Genomic DNA, 19,782 nt, shown 5'->3' on the forward strand with positions numbered 1-19,782 from the left:
CGCATGGTTATTTCCCGTTTCGAGGTCAGCATGAACGACAACGTGTCCCTTATCGCTTTAATCAGCTCATTAGAACAACAACGCTACCAGGCGATGCAACAAGGCGACCTCGAAGCTTTCCAGCGTTTGGCCCATAACGAGTTGGTTTATGTGCACTCCAATGGTGTCCGGGACACGCTGGCCAGTTACTTGAATAAATGTCGCAACGGTCTTTATCTCTATCACCGAATAGAACATGTCGTGCAGGAAGTGCGCACTGTCGGCGATACCGCCCTGGTCTTTGGCGAAATGTCCGCCGATATCGTTTCCCACGGCGTGGCCAAAACCCTCAATAACCGAACCCTCAGCGTCTGGCTCAAGACGGCAGCGCATTGGCAGCTACTTGCCTATCAACCCACGCCTATCGTCCAGCGTCCAGCACCTGCATCCACCCCAGGAGACCTGCCCAATGTCAACGCCCCCCTTCATCTATAACGGTCAGCCGTCGCGCGTCATTTTTGGCAAAGGCTCGCTGCAGCAACTGGAGGCGGAAATCGATCGATTAGGCGCCAAGCGGGCGCTGGTCCTCTGCACGCCGGAACAACGCGCCCAGGCGGAAAACATCGTTCGATTGCTCGGCAGCCGGGCCGCCGATATTTTCGACAAGGCGGTCATGCACGTTCCTATCGAGACGGCACGGGAAGCCCGTGAAGTCGCACGCAAACTGGGAGCCGACTGCGCCGTGGCCATCGGTGGCGGTTCAACCACCGGGCTGGGCAAAGCCATCGCCATGGACTCCGGGCTGCCGATCCTGGCCATCCCGACCACTTACGCCGGCTCCGAGATGACCCCGGTCTTCGGCCTGACCGAGAACGGCCTCAAGCGTACCGGCAAGGATCCGCGGGTGCTGCCCAAGACGGTGATCTACGACCCGGAGCTCAGCGTCAGCCTGCCCCTCGAGATGTCGATCACCAGCGGCATGAACGCTATCGCCCACGCGGCCGAAGGCTTGTACGCCCAGGATGGCAATCCGGTCATGTCGTTGATGGCCGAAGAAGGCATCAGGGCCCTGGCCGAAGGCATGAAACGCATCCATCGCAACCCGACCGACCTCGATGCCCGCGGCGATTGCCTCTATGGCGCGTGGCTATGCGGCACCGTGCTCGGCAACGTCGGCATGGCCCTGCATCACAAGCTTTGTCACACCCTGGGCGGCAGCTTCAACCTGCCGCATGCGCAGACCCATACGATCGTGCTTCCCCACGCCATCGCCTACAACCAGTCCGCGGCGCCAGGCTTGTCGCGTATCTGCCGGGCGCTGAACGTCGACGATTGCAGCCCCGCGGCCGCCCTGTTCGACCTCTCCAGCTCCCTGGGGGCGCCGACACGCCTCAAGGATCTGGGCCTGACCGAGGCCGACCTGGATCGCGCCACGGACATTGCCCTCGCCAATCCTTACTGGAACCCACGGCCCATCGAGGCCGCAGCGATTCGCCAACTGCTGCAGGATGCGTTCGATGGCGTTCGTCCACAGTAAGACAACATGGACTGCACGGATGCCGCTCAGTAAGGCAGGTTGAACGGCGTGACGATCTGCACCTGGGAGGGTGCGATCGGCCCGTCCTTCCACAGCCGATGAAATTGCAGGATGTGCAGGAACACATGGCGAGCATCGATCTGCAGATTGTGGTCGATGATCGCGGCGATTTTTTCCTCGGCCAGCAACTGGCGATTTTCCTCATCCAGGTCGTGGCCGATAAACACCTCCAGCGGCCGCGCCAATGCCGCGAACGCATCGACGATCGCCCGGTTACCGCCCCCCACGCTGTAGACCGCCTTGAGGTCGGGATGCTGCTTCAGCGCCTCGGTCACTCGTTCAAGGGTGCGTTCGTACACCCCGTAGCCACCGCTGATGTCCAGCACGCGCAAATGCGCGGCGCGGCCACGCAGCCACATGCGAAAGCCCATTTCGCGCTCTTCCTCCCCGCGAAACAGCTCGCTGCCGATCACCACCGCCACCTCCTGCGACTGCGGCCCCAGCCAGCGTGACAACAGGTACGCGGCGGTCTGTCCGGCGGTGCGGTTGTCCATGCCGACATAGCCGATGCGCTCGCTGTGGGGCAGGTCGGTCACCAGGGTCACCACCGGAATCCCGGCCGCGGCCAACTGCTTGACCGCCAGGTTCACCGCCGGCTCGTCGGCGGCCTTGAGCACCACGCCCTGACTGCCCATATCGAGGCAGCGCAACAACTGGTCGTGCATCGCCTGGGGTTCGATTTCTTCGAACAGGTGAAAACGTGGGGCAATGCGAAACGGCGCCAGGCTCGCCAGTTGGGTGATGATCGCCGCCCGCACCGCCGCACTGAAGCGGCGCGGCGTGTGCATGATCACATCGATATGAAAGGTGCGCCCCACCGCCAGGCCGTTCTTTTCCTGGGCTTCGAGCTCACTCAAGGCCTGCTCGATACGGCGCTGGGTCTGGTAATGCACGCTGCCACGCTGGTGCAGTACGCGATCGACCGTAGCCTTGCTGACCCCCGCCTGGGTGGCCAGTTGCTTGATGGAGAAGTGTTTGGCGCGTTCGATCATGGTTTCGGCCTGAGGTTTTTTTGAGGTCTTTTTGGGCGTTATCGAGGTCAGCACGATGCTAGTCTCAATTTCGCCGAGCGTCGAGCCGGTACCTTGATAACAACAAAAACCAGGAGAAGCGCATGTCTGAAAGCAACCTCGCCACCTCGTTCAATGGCCAGTACTTTGTCGTCACCGGCAGCACCCAGGGCCTCGGTGCCGCGGTGGCCCACACCCTGGCCCGCCGCGGTGCGGCCGGCCTGATCATTTGCGGTCGACGCCCCGAACAGGGTCAGGCACAGGTGCGCCAATTGGCGGAACTGGATTGCCAGGCGTTCTTTGTCCAGGCCGACCTGGAGCAGATCGACGACTGCCGCGCGGTCATCGATGCCGCCCGCACCCACTTCGGTACCCTGCACGGGCTGGTCAACTGCGCAGGCATGTCGGATCGCGGGAGCATCCTGGACACGGCTCCGGAACTGTTCGATCGCCTCTTCGCGGTCAACGTACGAGCGCCGTTCTTCCTCATGCAGGAAGCGCTGAAGCTGATGATCAGCCAGGGCGTGGAAGGCGCCATCGTCAATATCCAGAGCATCGTCGGCCACGGCGGCCAGTCCTACCTGACAGCCTACTCGGCCTCCAAGGGCGCGCTGGCGATCCTGACCAAAAACGTCGCCTTCAGCGCCCTGCGCAACCGCATCCGGGTCAATGGCCTGAATATCGGCTGGATGGACACCCCCCACGAGGATGAGATCCAGCGCCGCTACCATGGTGCCCAAGACGGCTGGTTGGCGAAGGCCGAGCACGCCCAGCCCTTCGGCCGCCTGCTCAAGCCCGAGGAGGTCGCCCAAAGCGTCGCGTTCCTGCTGTCCCGCGAGTCGGGGATGATGACCGGCACGGTGATCGATCTGGAGCAAGGCGTGATCGGCTGCGGCGACGACAGCGCGCCGCGCCCGGGGCAGCCCTTGAGCTTGCCGGAGAACGCCCGATGAATCAGCCCCTGTCAGCCTTTGTCCGGGCCGACTCCGTGCAACTGCACGACTTCGCCCGGCTGTGCGAACAACAGGCCCGCCCCGAGGACTACCCCCACTGCAGCGAGGTGCAGGGCAATGTGCCGATCTATCAAGCGCAGGCCTTGCGCGACGCTGACCGCCACGCGCTGCTGAACGAGTTGCACCGGCTGTTTCGCGACGGCCCGGGGGTCATGGTGGTGCGCCAGGGCTATAGCGACCTGGGGGTGGTTGATCGCCACAGCCAGGTGTTTGAGGCGATCTTCGCCCAGGAAGCCGCCGAGGGCGTGGCCGCCGACCACTTCGCCAAGGCCGGCAGCAACGGGAGGATCTGGAATTCATTGCAGAAAGCCGCCCTGCACTCGCCATCGTCGTTTATCGAGTACTACGCCAACCCGCTGCTGGGGCTGATTGCCGAAGCCTGGCTGGGCCCGCACTTCCAAGTCACGGCCCAGGTCAACGTGGTGCACCCCGGTGGCCAGGCCCAGCAGCCCCACCGTGATTACCACCTGGGGTTCCAGACGGTCGCTGAAGTCGAGCGTTTTCCTCTGCCCTTGCAGGTGCTGTCCCAGTACCTGACATTGCAGGGCGCCGTGGCCCACTCCGACATGCCGCTGGACACCGGCCCGACCCTGCTGTTGCCGTTTTCCCAACAGTACGCGCTGGGTTACCTGGCCTGGCGCCGCGCCGAGTTCATCGACTACTTCCAAAAGCAGGCGGTGCAACTGCCGCTGAGCAAGGGTGACCTGCTGTTCTTCAATCCCGCGCTGTTCCACGCCGCTGGTAGCAACCTCACGCCAGATCGCCAACGCATGGCCAACCTGCTGCAGATTTCCTCGGCCTTCGGCAAGCCCATGGAAACCGTGAACCGCGAACGCATGATGCTCGCGCTCTACCCCTGCTTGCTGCAGCAGTGGGCGGATCAGGTACTGGACGCACCCGGACTGGCCGCGGTGATCGCCAGCTGCGCCGACGGTTATTCCTTTCCCAGCAACCTCGACACCGACCCACCCCTGCACGGCCTGGCCCCGCAGACCGGGCAACAACTGATGTGGCAAGCGCTGAACGAACGCTGGCCCTACGCGACCTTTGCCGAGCGCGTGGCGCAAATGCATGCCAAACGCCAGGCCTGACCCTGTTTCCAAACGATCCAAAAACAACAACAAAACCGGAGTGCGACCATGAAAAAACGACTTCTGACCCTCCTGCTTGCCACTGTCTTCACACCGCTGGCACTGGCCGATATCCGTATCGGCGTCAGCATTGCCCAGGTCGATGATGTATTCCTGGCGCAGATGCGCGACTACATGGCCGCCCACGCCAAGGAACTGCCCGGCGTCACCCTGCAATTCGAAGACGCCCAGGGCGATGTGGTACGCCAGCTCAATCAGGTACAGAACTTCACCGCCCAGAGCATGGACGCGATCATTGTCAATCCGGTGGATACCGCCGCCACACAAAAAATAACCGACGAGGCGCGCAAGACCAGTGTCCCCCTGGTCTATGTCAACCGCCGCCCCGACCTGGCTGAACTGCCGCCCGGCGTCGGCTATGTGGGCTCGGATGAAATCAAGGCCGGCGAAATACAAATGCGCTACCTGGCGGAAAAAATGGGCGGCAAAGGCAATCTGGCGATCATGCTCGGCCTGCTCTCCAATGACGCCACCCATAGCCGCACCCAAGGCGTAAAGGAGGTGCTTAAAAGCTATCCGGACATCCACGTGGTCGAGGAACAAAGCGCCGAATGGCAGCGTGGCAAGGCCATGGACCTGATGAATAACTGGATTCTGTCGGGGAAAAAAATAGATGCCGTGGCCGCCAATGCCGACGAAATGGCCATTGGCGCGGCGATGGCCATCAAACAAGCCGGCATGCGCCCGGGCAAGGACATCCTGGTGGGTGGTAGCGATGGCGGCCCCGCCGGCCTCGATGCAATCAAGAGGGATCAACTGGTGGTAACCGTCTACCAGGACAACAAACGCCAGGCCGTCGGATCCATTGATTTAGCACTGAAGATGGTCCGCAAAGAACCCTATACAGCACAGTTGACCATTCCTTATCAGCTCATTACCAAGGCCAATTATCAGGACTTCCTCAGCCCTTGAACGACTGAAACTCAACGACCGACAGGCAAAGTTGCCCCCGCATGAGCGCCATCGGCACACCACAACTACGTGCCGATCTGGCCGCGCGCCACAAAGCAGCAAGCCGCCGGGGTCCGATTGGCTCTCGCAAGGTTTGGTTGCCATTTGGGCGGGGGGCTGCCATGGCGCTGATCGTGTTTAATCAAGAACCTGGACATAACCATCTGCTCTGTTGTGGGCATTACCCTCGTCGCCAGACGCCACACTACAACACAGGCAAATCGCCAACACGTCCGAGTACTTGTCCATTTTCAGCGCTACGCCGAGAAGCCTTAATACGTCATCTAATTTTTCATCTTTTTTAAGGCAGACAATACCGACGTCCTCCGTCCCACCATCCAGATAATACTTCAACAACATTTTTTCGCAAAAAACCGGTGTGAGATCCTTTGGCGTCAAATTAATATTAGGTACTTCACAGATCGTTCTTGTCAGCAAGGGTTCTTCCCATGAGGCACGAACAGATGTCTTTGTCGGCAAGATGCCTGACAATAAGATGTCGAGTGGACTTTGAGTCGGTGCCAGCTCCGACTTTAAACTCAGGTTCGGTGTTAGCCCCTGCGGCCGACCTTGACGCAGATTTCTATAGATCTCTTGCAAGGGGAACCCATTGTCCGTGTCATACCAGCCAAAATTATCAACCCCCCATGGAAAATAAATACTGAAATTACTGATAAACTTTCCTTCAACTTTTATGCCGTGGGCAATAATAAAAAATATTGAGACGTCCTCAAAAACAACGTCATCCTTTACCAATGCCACCGCGTGACTGCCGATTGCTTTTACTTGAGGCATCTGAAATCTCCTTGATCGTTAACCGGCATCATTGCAATAACCCATCCACGTTAAACCGCTCGGAGTAAAAACAAATGCAGCCCGTCAAGCAGCCGATTCTATTAGACAGATTTGCCCACCTTCGGTAGGAACCGCAACGCTAAGAAGACCGAGCGTGGTAGAGCTGTCCTCATACGGTGGCATCAAGAGGTTAGATCAAATAGCTGCTCAGCGCGGTGATCCAGTAAATATTTCAGAGTCCTGTTGCCCATATCTGCGGGGCTGGCCGGCGCTGACCTGACCGCCAAATGAGGCCTACACCGCGCTTATTGGGTATTTCTCCACCCGCATCGCCGCCACACTCACGGCTTGGGCAAGACCAACTCGGCAGAGGCCTTCTGTCGCGCGACTTCATCAGGGTCCGAGACAAAAACAACGGTCAGAAACAAGGCGCACAGCGCCAGCCCCGCCAGCAGGTAGAGCCCGCTCTCGAAATTACCCGTCATGTCCTTGGCCATGCCGACCAGCCCGGGGCCGAAGAAACCACCGAGGTTGCCCACGGAGTTGATCAATGCGATACCGGCTGCCGCGCTGCTGCCACTCAGGTACAGCGACGGCAACGGCCAGAACGGTCCTTTGAAGCCCATCATGCCAATGGTTGCGGCACACATGCCGAGGATTGCCAGATAGTTGCCGGGCATCCACCCCGCCATTGCCAGGCCACCGGCGAGGAACAGCAGCGCGATGATCAGAAACCGTTTGCGTTTGTTGAGACGGTCGGAAAGCAGGCCGATGGTGACCATGCCGATGCAGCCCACGACATAAGGAATGGCCGCGACGAAACCAATCGCCATGCCGTTGTAGCCTTGCTGTTTGATGATCTGCGGCAAAAACATCGAAAGCCCGAGGTTGGTTGCGGCGACGCAAAAATACAGGGCGCACAACACCAGGATGGCGGGACTGCGAAACACCTCCCACAGTGAACTCTTACTATCGAGCCTGGGGGGATTGGCCTTGATATCGTTTGCCAGTTCACCGGCCAGCCATTCACGCTGCGTATCATTCAACCAATGCACCTGCCGTGGCGAATCCGGTAGGTACTTGAGCACTACACCCACCAACAGAATGCCCGGGGTCCCCTCGACGATATACAACCACTGCCAGCCCTTGAGGCCCAGGAGGCCATCGAGCTCCAGCAGCAAGGTTGAAATCGGCGCGCCGACTGCCAGGGAAATCGGGATCGACAACATGAAGGTCGAGATAATGCGGGCTCGATAACGTGCCGGGAACCACAAGGTCAGGTAAAGAATGACCGCAGGGAAGAATCCGGCTTCCGCCACCCCCAGCAAAAACCTCAGTGTCAGGAAGCTTCTGGGCCCCTCGACAAACACCATGCAGGTGGCAATCAGCCCCCAGGTAAAAAGGATACGGGCAATCCAGCGCCGCGCACCGACCCTGATCATCATCAGGTTGCTGGGCACTTCGAACAGGCAATAGCCAATGAAAAACAACCCGGCCCCCCATCCAAAGACCGCGCTGCTCAGACCGATATCGGTGTTCATGGTCAGCGCCGCGAAACCGACGTTGACACGGTCGAGATACGAAACGATGTAGAGCAAAATCAGCAACGGCAACAGCCGCCAGAAGATTTTGTTCGTCACTTGTTTTTCAATGTCAGCGCTCATGGCACGTCCTTTTTTTATTCTTGTTTTACCCTGCGCCGAGAAGGGCAAAGCCCACTCCCGGCGCAGGCGGTAACGCTTGAAACTCAGGTTATTTGGAGACAGGCATCGCGAACTCGGCCCCCTGTTCAATGCTCTCCGACCAGCGCTGCATGATCGATTTCTGCTTGGTGTAGAAGCGCACGCCCTCCTCCCCATAGGCATGCATGTCACCGAACAGGCTTTTCTTCCAGCCGCCGAAACCATGCCAGGCCATCGGCACTGGAATTGGCACGTTGATGCCGACCATGCCCACTTCGATACGACGGGCAAATTCGCGGGCGACATTACCATCGCGGGTGAAACAACTGACGCCATTGCCAAACTCATGCTCGTTGACCAGTTTCAACGCTGCGGCGAAGTCAGGTACGCGCACGCAGGCCAGGACCGGGCCAAAGATCTCTTCGCGGTAGATGCTCATCTCGGCGGTGACATGGTCGAACAGTGTCGCCCCCAACCAGAACCCGTTCTCCAGGCCTGGCTCGGCCGGTACAAAGTCACGACCATCGAGCAGCAACTGCGCACCCGCCTCCACGCCTTGAGCGATGTAACCGCTGATTCGCTCACGGGCGGCCCGCGAAACGATCGGTCCCATCTCCGCCTTCAGGTCGCGGCCGTCGGTGATGTTCAACTCACGACCGCGCCGGGTCAGTGCCGCGACCACCTGGTCCGCCACGTCACCGACCAGGACCGCCACCGAGATGGCCATGCAACGTTCGCCGGCGCTGCCAAACGCGGCACCGATCAGCGCATCGACGGTACGCTCGATATCCGCATCGGGCATGACGACCATATGGTTTTTCGCGCCGCCCAGGCCTTGCACACGTTTACCGTGGCGCGCACCGGTTTCGTAGATGTATTGGGCGATGGGCGTGGAGCCCACGAAGCTGATCGCCTTGACGTCGGGGTGCTCGATCAGTGCATCAACCGATTCCTTGTCGCCCTGAACAACGTTGAATACACCTTTGGGCAGCCCGGCTTCGCGAAGCAGCTCAGCCATGAACAGGGCCGCGCTCGGATCAGTCGGGCTCGGTTTGAGAATGAAGGTATTACCGGCAGCGATGGCGACCGGGTACATCCACATGGGCACCATCACCGGGAAGTTGAAGGGCGTGATGCCGGCGACAACGCCCAGAGGCTGGCGCATGGTCCAGTTATCCATGCCTCGGGATACCTGGTCGGAATGATCACCTTTGAGCAGGTTCGGAATACCACAGGCGAATTCCAGAATATCGATGCCACGGTCCACTTCACCCTGGGCGTCAGTGAAGACCTTGCCGTGCTCAGCGACGATAATGCGTGCCAGATCGTCCTTGCGCATGCGCAGCAGGTGCAGATACTGAAAAAGCACCCGCGCACGGCGGATGGGTGGAGTATCGCTCCAGGCGGGGAACGCGGTCTTGGCCGCCTCGACAGCTTCGGAAACGGTCTGGCGGCTCGCCAGCGCAACGCGCCCGGTCACCTCACCCGTGGCAGGGTTGTAGACGTCCTGATAGCGATCATCGCGGGAAACGCGTTGATCATTGATGAAATGCTCGATCGAGGTAGTCATGGCAGTTGATCCAGGTTGAGAGTTGGGCTGGCAGCGTTGCAAGCCAGCGGTGAAACTCACGATAGGCTTTCAGTTTGTTCCAAACCAGAGCAGAATCCAGAACTGATTGTGCATTTATGAGAACAATAAACTCGTGGAAAAATCTGAAATCGAAGGACTCTGGAGCCATATCCACTGGCTATCGGTGCTAGAGGAACAAGGCACCTATACTGCGGCCGCGGCACGCCTGGGTGTCAGTAAATCCGCAGTCAGCCAACGCATCAGCGATCTTGAAAAGGCCACCGGCACGCGTCTGGTGACCCGCACCACACGCAGCGTGCGGCTTACCGATGCCGGGCTGTCATTGACCCGCGAAGTGCGCAGCGCCTATGAGCACATTGCCCGCAGTTTTTCCTCGGTGCGGGACTCGGCCGGGGAAATCCGCGGCCTGGTGCGCCTGACCGCGCCCGTTGCCTTCGCCCGGCAGCAACTGGTGCCTCACCTCGCTGAATTCCTCCAGCAGTATCCGCAGGTGCGCATTCAACTGGATGTTTCCGATGCCCTGAGTTCACTGGCCGCCGAGGGATATGACCTGGCAGTCAGGCATGGTTTCCAGGTGCCGGAAACACACGTGGCCTGGAAACTCTGCGACACCGCTTCCGTACTCGTCGCCACCCGGCAATACCTGCAGCGCGAGGGTGAACCCCGAGAGCCTGGAGAGCTCCCCACCCACAATTGTCTTTATTACCCGCGCGGCACTGATCAACCCGCCTGGACCTTCGAACGAACCAAACGAGGTGCAAAAAATGTAGAACGCATCACGGTGCCCATCGCCGGCAGCTTTGCCACCAACAACAGCGAAGCGTTGCGCGACTCGGCGCTCAGCCATCTGGGCATTGCCCTGCTACCTGACTTCAGCGCCCATGCCGCGCTTGCCAGCGGCAAGCTGGTGCAGGTGCTCAAGGACTGGACGTTGACGGGGGCCTTCGCCGACGAGATTTATCTCATTCGCCCCTACTCGCCCCATGTCCCTAAATCGGTGACGGCATTGGTCAGTTATTTGAAGCAGAAGCTGTCAGGCGGATTTCAAACCGCATGATCGCGTCGGCGATTGGGCACCTGTGGAACCGGACCAAGCCCGGCTCCACAGGGCCAAACGCGCACATATTGTCACTTCGACGCAAATGGCAGATGTCAGAACTTGGTGATGAACTTCACCCCCGCAATCAGGGCGTTGTCCACTTCATCCACGCCGCCTGGGTGAACGACATACTGAAGGTTGGGACGGATGGTAAACCACGGCGCCAAGGCAAACCCATAGTGAATCTCGGCGTCCCATTCGCTGTGGCGCACGGGCATGTAGGCGGGGTTGTCATAATCATTGATGCCTGCCAATTCATTGGTCAGCTGTGCCTCTTTGGTCACATTTTCGTTGACGTGGATCCTGGCTACGCCAACACCAAAGTCATCGTTTGGCCGAGTGTCGAAAAACCCCTTATAGACGAAGCCCGCTTGGAGGAAATTGTCCACCAGGTTGGTCGCCTTATCGTGCACCGTGGCGTTGAAGAACACACTCAGCCCCCGCGCCGGGTCCCCACCACGGCTGGTGAGTTGTTGCTGGGCCACCACCCAGGCCCCGTGTTTGTTGCTACGGCGGCGGAAAGCGCCACCTGACACCGGCTGCGGCTGCCCATCCGCGCCCTCGTAGACATCATCGGCCTTGGCCGAGCTGTAGTAACCACCCAACCGGTATTCGCCCGGCAGCCCATTGACCTTAGGCGACCAGACCACTTCCGCCGGTATGAGTGCGCCTTTGCTGCCACTGCCGCTGAGCTTGAAGCCGTTGCCGACCTCAAGGTTCGATGGATTGACTTCGAAGGCGCCAATCTGCGCGTAGACTTCAGACGACAGCGCGTACTTCACGCGCAACCCCCATTGCGAGACCGGCCAGTTGTACCAGACCGATCCCGCCCAGTTAGCGGCCTGTGGACCACAGAAAGCGTTGTTCTGGAAGTCACAAGGGAAGGTATTGAAGTCCTCCCCTTCACCAAACCGACCCGCCTTGACGTTCAGCGCACCATCCAGCAGCCCTTTGCTCAACCACATCTGCGTCAACCGCCAGGTCTGGCCACGGCCATAGACTTCCTGAGGCGTACTGAGCATCCCGGCGCGGGGATCGCTGATGCGATCATTGGCCAGGTTGCGGCCACTGCGTTCGGTGACAGTCAGCTGGAATAAAGCGTCGTCCCAACCGGCAATTTTCTGCAGGTCGAGCTTGGTCCCCAGCGCCAGTTGATCGGCATAACGTGCCGTATGGTCTTTATCGTATCCACCACGCAGGTTGGCGGCGGCTTCGCCCACATATTCGACGGAAAAGTCATAGCCTTTCTGGTATAGCCCGGAACGCACTCCGCCCCAATCGCCCAATGCGTATTGCGACGGGTCGAAGGTATCGGCAGCCGATGCTACTTGCACACCGAAGCCGCTGACCAGACAAAGCGCAAGGCTGATTTTTGGACGAACGAAGGGGTCCCGCTTGACTAGGGATTTCAACATCAACTGCACTCCAGATTATTGTTATTTTCATGCCTGATTTATTGAATGACTGTCGGATCGGTCTTTTTAGAGATGCACGCTCCTGGAGACATTGAAATGTCCCTGTTGAAAAATGAGGTGTTTGTTCGCAAGCGATCCGCCACCCGCTGCGAGTGGCGGATTGGCAACGCTTACTTCACGACTTGATAACCCGCCGCCGCCATGACCCTGAGCAATTCGGCGTGGCCTTTGCGGGCCATTTCCAGTGGCGGGTTGAGGCGAGGATCCTGTTCGGCCTCCACCACGAACCAGCCTTCGTAACCCTTGCTGGCCAGGGCCTTGACGAGGGCTTCGAAGTCCAGACTGCCGTCACCTGGCACAGTGAACGCGCCCTGGATCACCGCATCGAGAAAGCTCTCCCGAGTGCGATTGAGGCCGTTCACCACCGGACTACGAACATCCTTGGTGTGCACGTGGATAATCCGCGCATGGTGGTTTTCGATCACGCGCAGCAAGTCACCGCCGGCGAAAGACATATGTCCCGCATCGAACAGCAACGCAACCGTGGAGTGCTTCATCAGCAGGTCCAATTCCGCCTCTGTTTCGACCACGGCGCCCATATGGTGGTGGTACGCCAGCGGCATGCCCTGCCTGGCGCACCAGTCGGCAAAGTCGGAAACCTTGCGGCCATAGGCGGCCATCTCGACCTCGGAAATTTTCGGTTTTGTCACCAGCGGCGCGCTGCGCACGCCCTGGATCGAACTGGCGGTCTCGCCATACACCAGGCACGGCGCCTGCGCCGCAACAAAGAAGTCCAACTGCTGCGAGATACGATCTTTTTCCGCCTCGAGGTCGCCGTCCAGCAGCAGTCCCGAGAACCAGCCGCCACACACCGACATGCCATAGCGCGACAGGATCGGACCCAGCTCCGTCATGTTCATCGGAAAACGACGCCCGGTTTCCATGCCGGTGAAACCGGCCACGGAGGCCTGGCGCAGGCACTCTTCGAGGCTGACGTCATCGGAAAGTTCTTCGAGGTCGTCGTTCCACCAGGCAATTGGCGCAATACCAAGTTTTGCTTTCATCTCACACACCCAACCGTTGAGCTTCACGAATTTTTTCCTGCGCGGCACGAGCAGCGCGGACACTTTCAAAGGTCGAGACCTCGGGGACACCCACATCCCAATCAGCATCACCAGGCACCCACTTCCAGGCGTCGGAGACGATGGAAATCAAGGTCACGCCCTCGTTGCCCCGGGCCCAGATCATGGCTTGCTCGAGCTCTGCAAGATCAGCCACGTGACGCGCCTTGGCGCCCATGGATTCGGCATGTTTGACGAAGTCAACGTGCAACGGATCATGGCGATTCTGGATTCGACAATCGGTAAGCAGGTTATTGAAGCCCGGTACGCCCTTGGCCTGTTGCAGGCGATTGATAACGGCATAACCGCCGTTGTCGCAGACCACCACGATCATCTTGTGGCCGGTAAGAGCCGCGGAGTAGATATCTGAGTTCATCATCATGTAGGTGCCGTCGCCGAGCATCACGATCGGCGTGCCACCGGCGGCGCCCGGACCGTCCTGCGCCATGGCGCAGCCCCAGCCGGCGGCGATCTCGTAGCCCATGCAGGAGAAACCAAACTCGCAATCGAAGGTGTGCGGGTTCTTCACCCGCCAGCCCTTGGTGACTTCGCCCGGCGTACCGCCAGCCGCGGCAATCAAGGTATCGCCCGGAGCCGCGACCTTGTTCAACACCCCAACCACCTGGGCATAGGACGGCACCGGTGCGTCACTGGCCTGCTGGTAGTGGTCGAGCAGCGCGTTCCATTCAACGAACAGCGCACGGGCACGCGCCATCAATTGGGCATCAGCCTTGTAGCCTCCCAAGGCGGCATCCAGCTCGCCAACGCTTTCCAGCGCATCACCGACGACCGAGAGCGCACGATGCTTGATCGCGTCGTAGCGCGCGGCGTTGATCGAGATGAACTGCGCGTCATGGGCAAAGGCGGTCCACGAGCCGGTGGTGAAATCCTGCAACCGCGTGCCGATGGCCAGGATCACATCCGCCTCTTTCGCCAGGCTGTTGGCCGAGGTCGACCCCACGATCCCGATCGGGCCGGCATGCACCGGATGGTCATGGGTCAGTGCGCCCTTGCCGGCGATGGTTTCGACCACGGGAATACCGCGTTTGGCCGCGAATTCCGCCAACGCCTCCTCGGCACCGGAGTAACGCACGCCGCCACCGGAGATGATCAAGGGACGCTTGGCGGTTTTCAGCAAGGCCGCCGCGGCAGCAATAGCGTCGCGATCAGCGCGCGGGCGAGGGATCTTCCACACCTTGGGTTCGAAGAACACCTCAGGGTAATCGTAGGCGATCTCCTGGGTGTCCTGCGCCAAGCCGATGAAGGCCGGCCCGCAATCGGCCGGGTCGAGCAAGGCTGCCACGGCCTGCGGCAGGGATTGCAAGAGTTGCTCCGGCAACACGATGCGGTCCCAGTAACGCACCACGGCTTTAAAGCAGTCATTGGCGGTCAGCGACGGATCGTTGAAGTGTTCGACCTGCTGAAGGACCGGGTCGGGCAGACGGCTGGCGAAGGTATCGCCGGCAATCAGCAAGACCGGTAGCCGGTTGGCCATCGCTACACCCGCGGCGGTCACCATGTTCAGCGCGCCCGGGCCGATGGACGTCGCCGCCACCATGATCTGGCGCCGGCGCTTGGCTTTGGCGAAGCCAATGGCCGCCAGCGCCATCGATTGCTCGTTCTGCCCCCGCCATGTGGGCAACACGTCCTGGACCGTCTCCAGTGCCTCCGAAAGACAGGTTACGTTGCCGTGCCCAAAGATCCCGAATACACCAGCGAACAGCGGTACGCGCTGCCCGTCGATCTCGGTGAACTGATTGCAAAGATAGCGAACCAGGGCTTGCGCCATGGTCATGCGCACAGTTTTGCGGGTCATTTTATTTCCTCCGGAAGCACTGCCATTGTTGTTTTAGGAATACATATTGACAATATGATCATTTCGCAATGATTATTGCAAACAGATATTCAACAGGGAATACCGATGCTGGAATCTTTTCCAGGGCTGGCATCGGCGCCGCCGGGGTCAATGAACGAGGGGACGCCGCAAGCGCTGCGCTCAACCTCGTTCATCCTGTTTGGCAACACGGGTCCCTTACTGAGGGGCGTACCACGAAACCAGCAAAGTCGAATAAAAACCATGTACGAACAATACGGATTTTTCATCAATGGGCGCTGGATCCCCGGCTCCGCGAGCGCCGAGGTCATCTCACCGGTCACCGAGCGGCCTCTGGGACGTGTACCCATGGCGACGGCGGCCGAAACCGGCGAAGCACTCGACGCGGCCCACGGCGCCCTGGCAAAAATGCGTGAACTGGGCGGTTTTGGCCGCGCTGAGGCGCTGCATAAAGCCGCCGACGAAATGATCAGGCGCAGCGACGAGGCGGCACGCATGATCTGCGCGGAGACGGGCAAACCCATCGCGCAGGCCGGGCGTGAATGGATGCTCGCCTGTGAACAGTTTCGTTGGTGCGCGGAAGAAGCCCGACGCATCTATGGGCGCATCGTCGACAGTCGCGTGCCGGGCGGACGCTTTGAGATCACCCACGAGCCCGTCGGGGTTGTCGGGGCTTTTTCAGCCTGGAATTTTCCGGCGGCGTTGCCGGCCCGCAAACTGGCCCCGGCACTGGCGGCCGGCTGCCCGGTGGTGCTGCGCCCGTCGTCGCAGACCCCGGGCGTGGCCATGGTGATGGTCGACTGCCTGCGGGCCGGCGGCCTGCCCGATGGCGCGGTGAACCTGGTCATTGGTTCGACGGGCAATACCTATGCTCCCATCATGGCCGATTCGCGGGTGCGCAAAGTCTCCCTTACTGGCTCCACCCGCATCGGCCAGCAGATGATTCGCGATGCGGCTGACACGGTGAAAAAGGTCTCGATGGAGCTGGGCGGCAACGCACCGCTGATCATCTTCGAGGATGCCGACATCGAAGCTGCCCTGGACCTGACGGTCGGGACCAAATTCGCCAACTGCGGTCAGGTCTGCGTCACGCCCGACCGGATTTTCGTGCATGACAGCCTGTACGACGCCTTCGTCCAGGGCTTCGTCAGCCGCACGGCCAGGATCAAGCTCGGCGACGGGCTGCAAGCCGACACCGGTATGGGCCCGCTGATCAATGCCAGCCGCCTGGACGAGATCGAATCCATCGTCGCCGCGGCGGTGAACGACGGTGCCAAAGTCGTCCACGGAGGCAAGCGCCCTGCCCATCTGCAGAGCGGATTTTTCTTCGAGCCCACCGTGCTGGTGGATGTGCGTGATGACATGCGTGTATTCAGCGAAGAAAACTTCGGCCCCATTGCCGCCATCAGCCGCTTCTCCACCGAGGAAGAAGTATTCGCCCGCGCCAATGCCTCGAACATGGGCCTGTCGGCTTACGCCTTCACCCGCTCGCCTGACCGCGCACGGCGCACCGTGGCGGCCTTGAACGCCGGCATGGTCGGCATCAACAGCTTTGCCCTCGCCGCTGCGGAAGCCCCCTTTGGCGGCACCAACCACTCCGGCATGGGTCGCGAAGGCGGCAGCGAAGGCATCGCCGACTACCTCGATACCAAGCTTGCTCAACTGGTTTTCTAAGAGAGGCCCTAAATGAAAAAAAATAAATTGCACCAAATCTGGGCTCAAGGAAAACCTGTGCTGCATGGCTGGTTGTCGCTTCCTTGCAGTTTCAGCGCCGAGATCATGGCGGCCCAGGATTACGATGCCATCTCCATCGACATCCAGCACGGAGCGGTGGACTACAAGGACGTGCTCGGTATGTTCCAGGCGATGCGCGCCTCCGACGCGGTGATCATGGCCCGAGTGCCATGGCTGGATCCCAGCTGGATCATGAAAATCCTGGATGCCGGGGCCTACGGCATCATCTGCCCGATGATCAACAGCCGCGCCCAGGCCGAACAGTTCGTACGCTACATGCGTTATCCGCCGCTGGGCGATCGCAGCTTCGGCCCTACCCGTGCCGCCTACCCCGCCGGTGCGAACTACGCCGCCGAGGCCAACGGCGAAATCCTCGCCTTCGCCATGATCGAGACCGCCGAGGCCATGGGCAACCTTGAGGAAATCGTCTCCACTCCAGGGCTCGACGGTATCTACGTGGGGCCGGCCGACCTGGCCTTTTCGCTCTCGCGGGGCGAGTTGACACCTGCGTTTGATCGCGAAGAACCCGAGGTCATCGAGGCCATCAAAACCATCCTCGCCACCTGCAAGCGTCACGGCAAGAAAGCCGCGCTGCACTGCGGCACGGCTGAATATGCCGCGCGGGCCGTTGAATGGGGCTTTGACATGACCACCGTTTCGGGCGACACCCGGTTGCTGGCCGCGGCCAGTGCGCAATCCGTGGCCTCCTGGCGCAAGCTGACAGCCGGGCAAACCGAACAGAACGTTAAAAAGGAGGGCTACTGATGGCTCGTCTTCTGGTCGCTGGAAAACTCCATCCTACCGGCGTGGCATTACTCAAAGAGTACGAGCGGCGCGGGGTGATCGTAGATTATGTCGAGGAAGTTTCCGAAGCATCCTGCGCGCAACTGATTGGCGAGGCCGACGCCCTGGTGATCCGCACTCAACCGTTGTCGGCGGCTACCATCGCCAAAGCCAAAAAGCTCAAGGTGGTGTCACGGCACGGGGTTGGCTACGACTCGGTCGACCTGCAGGCGTTGAACGCCCGGGGGATCGGTCTGACCGTGGTCGGTGACGTGAACTCCATCTCCGTGGCCGAGCACGCCATGATGCAATTGCTGGCGGGCGCCAAACGCGCCGTCCGAGCCGATCGCTCGGTGCGCAAGATCGGCGATTGGGGGTGGCGCAATGGCCTGGAACAGCAGGAGATTTCCGGCAAGAACCTGTTGATCATCGGTTACGGGCGCATCGGCCGTCACCTGGCAACCATGTCCAGCGGATTCAACATGCAAGTACGCGCCTTCGATCCGTTCCTGGAGCGCGCCGGCTGGCCTGAGGGGACCGTGCGCCCGATATCGCTGGAAGAAGGCTTGGCATGGGCTGACTTCATCTCGGTCCATACGCCACGGGGCGAGCGGCCGACACTTGGCCCGCAAGAGTTTGCGCTCATGAAGCCAGGGGTCATCATCGCCAACACCGCGCGTGGTGGGGTGGTCTGTGAACAGGCCCTGGCCGAGGGACTGGCCAGCGGCCACGTGGGGGCCGCGGGCGTGGACGTATTCGACGATGAGCCACCGACACGGCAATCGGTCCTGCTCACTCAAGATACCGCGATCCTGTCCCCTCACATCGCCGGCCTGACCGCTGAGTGCAGCGAGCGCATGGCAATCTCGTCCATCGAGAATGCGATGAACTTCCTCGCCGGCACGGTGGACCCGACACTGGTCATCAATAGTGCTCACCTCGACCCGCTCCAGCCGCCCTTGTCGGCCTGACGCAACGGGAAATTCGGCTTCCTCGACGAGGCCTGCTTGCGACTCGCCCGGTGCTGCTGCCGGGCGTTCGTCGTTGTGGGCAAACAGGTTGCCGCACTTGAATTTCAGGGCGCACGCTATAATGTGAGCGCCGTGTACGAACCAGGAATGAGGCAACACATGCAACCCACCGATCCACCCAGGGATTATGAAGATCTGATTCGTCTGATCCATGAACGTCATGATCAGATGAGCAAGACCTATCAGCGCATTTCCGTATACCTGACGCAGAATCCAAATGAAGTGGCCGTGCATTCGGTCAACAACATTGCCGAGCGCTGCAATATTCACGCATCCAGCTTCGTACGCTTCGCGCAGGCATTGGGTTACACGGGTTTCAAAGATCTCCAGGTACTGTTTCAGCGCCGCCTGGAAACCGCCGCCCCAGGATTCGAAGCACGCCTGCGGGCGCTGAGCAGCGAATTGCAGAACCGCCAGGACACCTCTGAATATGGTTTCCTGCACGAGCTGGTGCTGCGCGATATCGCTTCACTGCAGGACATGCTGGAACGCACCCCCACTGCGGATCTGTCCGACGCAGTAGACCTGATCGAAAAAGCCGACACCGTCTATCTTATCGGCCAGCTGCGCTCCTCGCCGGTGGTTGAGCTATTGCGCTATGGCCTCACCATGCTGGGCAAGCGCTGCCTGCTGTTGGACGCTGGCGGTGGGCTGGCCACGCACATTGCCCGCACGATGCGCCCGCAGGATCTGCTGATTGCCGTGTCTTTCCGCTTCTACGCGACGGAGGTGGTCAACGTCGCCGAGGAAGCCAAAGCGGCGGGCGTGCCGATCGTGGCCATCTCCGACAGCACCTTGTCGCCCATCGCCAAGAGCGCCTCGGTGCTGTTCGCCGTGCCCGAGCCGGACTACACCTTCTCCCGCTCGCTGGCGGCGCCCATGTGCCTGGTCCAGGCGCTGACCGTGGCGGTCGCGTCACGCCTGAAAAAATCCGTCCCACCGCGCATTCCCACCGTCACAGAGGCGTGACCAGCCATCGGTTTGGTCTGGCCGTTA

Annotated in this window: 17 protein-coding genes; 10 read left to right on the forward strand and 7 right to left on the reverse strand. The window is 60.4% G+C overall.

Annotation, left to right across the window (positions count from 1 at the left end; all coding sequences use genetic code 11):
- The first annotated feature begins 30 nt into the window (after positions 1–30).
- Entirely contained in the window at positions 31–474 is a 444-nt protein-coding gene (locus AC07VG_RS02260; protein WP_152739867.1) for a nuclear transport factor 2 family protein, read from the forward strand.
- Positions 449–1,516, forward strand: a complete 1,068-nt coding sequence (locus AC07VG_RS02265) for a maleylacetate reductase (protein WP_177103694.1) — start codon at positions 449–451, stop codon at positions 1,514–1,516. The genes AC07VG_RS02260 and AC07VG_RS02265 overlap by 26 nt, the downstream gene beginning before the upstream one ends.
- Before the next feature lie 26 nt (positions 1,517–1,542).
- On the opposite strand, the gene AC07VG_RS02270 is transcribed toward AC07VG_RS02265, so the two are convergent.
- The gene (locus AC07VG_RS02270) at positions 1,543–2,568 is read right to left on the reverse strand and encodes a LacI family DNA-binding transcriptional regulator (RefSeq protein WP_495000395.1); all 1,026 of its coding nucleotides are present in this window, start codon (positions 2,566–2,568) and stop codon (positions 1,543–1,545) included.
- Between the two features lie 122 nt (positions 2,569–2,690).
- On the opposite strand from AC07VG_RS02270, the gene AC07VG_RS02275 reads away from it, so the two are divergent.
- From AC07VG_RS02275 to AC07VG_RS02285, 3 genes are read left to right on the forward strand one after another with little or no spacing between them, the layout of a single operon-like run.
- On the forward strand, positions 2,691–3,539 hold the full coding sequence (locus AC07VG_RS02275) for an SDR family oxidoreductase (protein WP_495000394.1): 849 nt from the start codon (positions 2,691–2,693) through the stop codon (positions 3,537–3,539).
- The gene (locus AC07VG_RS02280) at positions 3,536–4,690 is read left to right on the forward strand and encodes a phytanoyl-CoA dioxygenase family protein (protein ID WP_495020373.1); all 1,155 of its coding nucleotides are present in this window, start codon (positions 3,536–3,538) and stop codon (positions 4,688–4,690) included. The genes AC07VG_RS02275 and AC07VG_RS02280 overlap by 4 nt, the downstream gene beginning before the upstream one ends.
- Positions 4,691–4,738: 48 nt before the next feature.
- Positions 4,739–5,662: a sugar ABC transporter substrate-binding protein gene (locus tag AC07VG_RS02285; RefSeq protein WP_277378060.1), complete on the forward strand. Its 924-nt coding sequence runs from the start codon at positions 4,739–4,741 to the stop codon at positions 5,660–5,662.
- Positions 5,663–5,839: 177 nt separating this feature from the next.
- On the opposite strand, the gene AC07VG_RS02290 is transcribed toward AC07VG_RS02285, so the two are convergent.
- The 3 genes from AC07VG_RS02290 to AC07VG_RS02300 all read right to left on the reverse strand — a co-directional run bounded on the left by AC07VG_RS02290 (position 5,840) and on the right by AC07VG_RS02300 (position 9,748).
- On the reverse strand, positions 5,840–6,496 hold the full coding sequence (locus tag AC07VG_RS02290; RefSeq protein ID WP_152739861.1) for a hypothetical protein: 657 nt from the start codon (positions 6,494–6,496) through the stop codon (positions 5,840–5,842).
- A gap of 341 nt (positions 6,497–6,837) precedes the next feature.
- Complete coding sequence (locus tag AC07VG_RS02295; RefSeq protein ID WP_495000392.1) at positions 6,838–8,160, reverse strand: MFS transporter; 1,323 nt, start codon at positions 8,158–8,160, stop codon at positions 6,838–6,840.
- Positions 8,161–8,248: 88 nt separating this feature from the next.
- A complete protein-coding gene (locus AC07VG_RS02300; protein ID WP_495000391.1) occupies positions 8,249–9,748 on the reverse strand; it encodes a CoA-acylating methylmalonate-semialdehyde dehydrogenase in 1,500 nt (499 codons plus the stop codon).
- Between the two features lie 133 nt (positions 9,749–9,881).
- On the opposite strand from AC07VG_RS02300, the gene AC07VG_RS02305 reads away from it, so the two are divergent.
- Positions 9,882–10,826, forward strand: coding sequence for a LysR family transcriptional regulator (locus AC07VG_RS02305; protein ID WP_177103698.1), 945 nt, complete (start codon positions 9,882–9,884; stop codon positions 10,824–10,826).
- Between the two features lie 95 nt (positions 10,827–10,921).
- Here the strand turns inward: AC07VG_RS02305 and AC07VG_RS02310 are convergent, their stop codons facing one another.
- From AC07VG_RS02310 to iolD, 3 genes are all read right to left on the reverse strand, one after another.
- Positions 10,922–12,283: a carbohydrate porin gene (locus AC07VG_RS02310; RefSeq protein WP_152739983.1), complete on the reverse strand. Its 1,362-nt coding sequence runs from the start codon at positions 12,281–12,283 to the stop codon at positions 10,922–10,924.
- Positions 12,284–12,453: 170 nt separating this feature from the next.
- Positions 12,454–13,347: a myo-inosose-2 dehydratase gene (iolE, locus tag AC07VG_RS02315; RefSeq protein ID WP_495020374.1), complete on the reverse strand. Its 894-nt coding sequence runs from the start codon at positions 13,345–13,347 to the stop codon at positions 12,454–12,456.
- A 1-nt stretch (position 13,348) separates the two neighbouring features.
- Complete coding sequence (iolD, locus tag AC07VG_RS02320; protein ID WP_152739856.1) at positions 13,349–15,220, reverse strand: 3D-(3,5/4)-trihydroxycyclohexane-1,2-dione acylhydrolase (decyclizing); 1,872 nt, start codon at positions 15,218–15,220, stop codon at positions 13,349–13,351.
- 261 nt (positions 15,221–15,481) lie between these two features.
- On the opposite strand from iolD, the gene AC07VG_RS02325 reads away from it, so the two are divergent.
- The 4 genes from AC07VG_RS02325 to AC07VG_RS02340 all read left to right on the forward strand — a co-directional run bounded on the left by AC07VG_RS02325 (position 15,482) and on the right by AC07VG_RS02340 (position 19,755).
- On the forward strand, positions 15,482–16,912 hold the full coding sequence (locus AC07VG_RS02325) for an NAD-dependent succinate-semialdehyde dehydrogenase (RefSeq protein ID WP_495020375.1): 1,431 nt from the start codon (positions 15,482–15,484) through the stop codon (positions 16,910–16,912).
- Positions 16,913–16,924: 12 nt separating this feature from the next.
- Positions 16,925–17,737 (forward strand): HpcH/HpaI aldolase family protein, encoded by an 813-nt coding sequence (locus AC07VG_RS02330; protein WP_495020376.1) that lies wholly within the window; start codon positions 16,925–16,927, stop codon positions 17,735–17,737.
- On the forward strand, positions 17,737–18,726 hold the full coding sequence (locus tag AC07VG_RS02335) for a hydroxyacid dehydrogenase (RefSeq protein WP_495020377.1): 990 nt from the start codon (positions 17,737–17,739) through the stop codon (positions 18,724–18,726). Before AC07VG_RS02330 ends, AC07VG_RS02335 begins: the two co-directional genes overlap by 1 nt.
- Positions 18,727–18,801: 75 nt before the next feature.
- Complete coding sequence (locus AC07VG_RS02340; RefSeq protein ID WP_495000387.1) at positions 18,802–19,755, forward strand: MurR/RpiR family transcriptional regulator; 954 nt, start codon at positions 18,802–18,804, stop codon at positions 19,753–19,755.
- Positions 19,756–19,782: the final 27 nt, after the last annotated feature.

Source organism: Pseudomonas sp. GW821-FHT03C07 (genome assembly GCF_059420925.1).

Bases quoted from the DNA above. Each gene is read 5' to 3' on its own strand.
- AC07VG_RS02260 (WP_152739867.1), top strand. From the start codon at position 31: ATGAACGACAACGTGTCCCTTATCGCTTTAATCAGCTCATTAGAACAA.
- AC07VG_RS02265 (WP_177103694.1), top strand. From the start codon at position 449: ATGTCAACGCCCCCCTTCATCTATAACGGTCAGCCGTCGCGCGTCATT.
- AC07VG_RS02270 (WP_495000395.1), bottom strand. From the start codon at position 2,568: ATGATCGAACGCGCCAAACACTTCTCCATCAAGCAACTGGCCACCCAG.
- AC07VG_RS02275 (WP_495000394.1), top strand. From the start codon at position 2,691: ATGTCTGAAAGCAACCTCGCCACCTCGTTCAATGGCCAGTACTTTGTC.
- AC07VG_RS02280 (WP_495020373.1), top strand. From the start codon at position 3,536: ATGAATCAGCCCCTGTCAGCCTTTGTCCGGGCCGACTCCGTGCAACTG.
- AC07VG_RS02285 (WP_277378060.1), top strand. From the start codon at position 4,739: ATGAAAAAACGACTTCTGACCCTCCTGCTTGCCACTGTCTTCACACCG.
- AC07VG_RS02290 (WP_152739861.1), bottom strand. From the start codon at position 6,496: ATGCCTCAAGTAAAAGCAATCGGCAGTCACGCGGTGGCATTGGTAAAG.
- AC07VG_RS02295 (WP_495000392.1), bottom strand. From the start codon at position 8,160: ATGAGCGCTGACATTGAAAAACAAGTGACGAACAAAATCTTCTGGCGG.
- AC07VG_RS02300 (WP_495000391.1), bottom strand. From the start codon at position 9,748: ATGACTACCTCGATCGAGCATTTCATCAATGATCAACGCGTTTCCCGC.
- AC07VG_RS02310 (WP_152739983.1), bottom strand. From the start codon at position 12,283: ATGTTGAAATCCCTAGTCAAGCGGGACCCCTTCGTTCGTCCAAAAATC.
- iolE (WP_495020374.1), bottom strand. From the start codon at position 13,347: ATGAAAGCAAAACTTGGTATTGCGCCAATTGCCTGGTGGAACGACGAC.
- iolD (WP_152739856.1), bottom strand. From the start codon at position 15,220: ATGACCCGCAAAACTGTGCGCATGACCATGGCGCAAGCCCTGGTTCGC.
- AC07VG_RS02325 (WP_495020375.1), top strand. From the start codon at position 15,482: ATGTACGAACAATACGGATTTTTCATCAATGGGCGCTGGATCCCCGGC.
- AC07VG_RS02330 (WP_495020376.1), top strand. From the start codon at position 16,925: ATGAAAAAAAATAAATTGCACCAAATCTGGGCTCAAGGAAAACCTGTG.
- AC07VG_RS02335 (WP_495020377.1), top strand. From the start codon at position 17,737: ATGGCTCGTCTTCTGGTCGCTGGAAAACTCCATCCTACCGGCGTGGCA.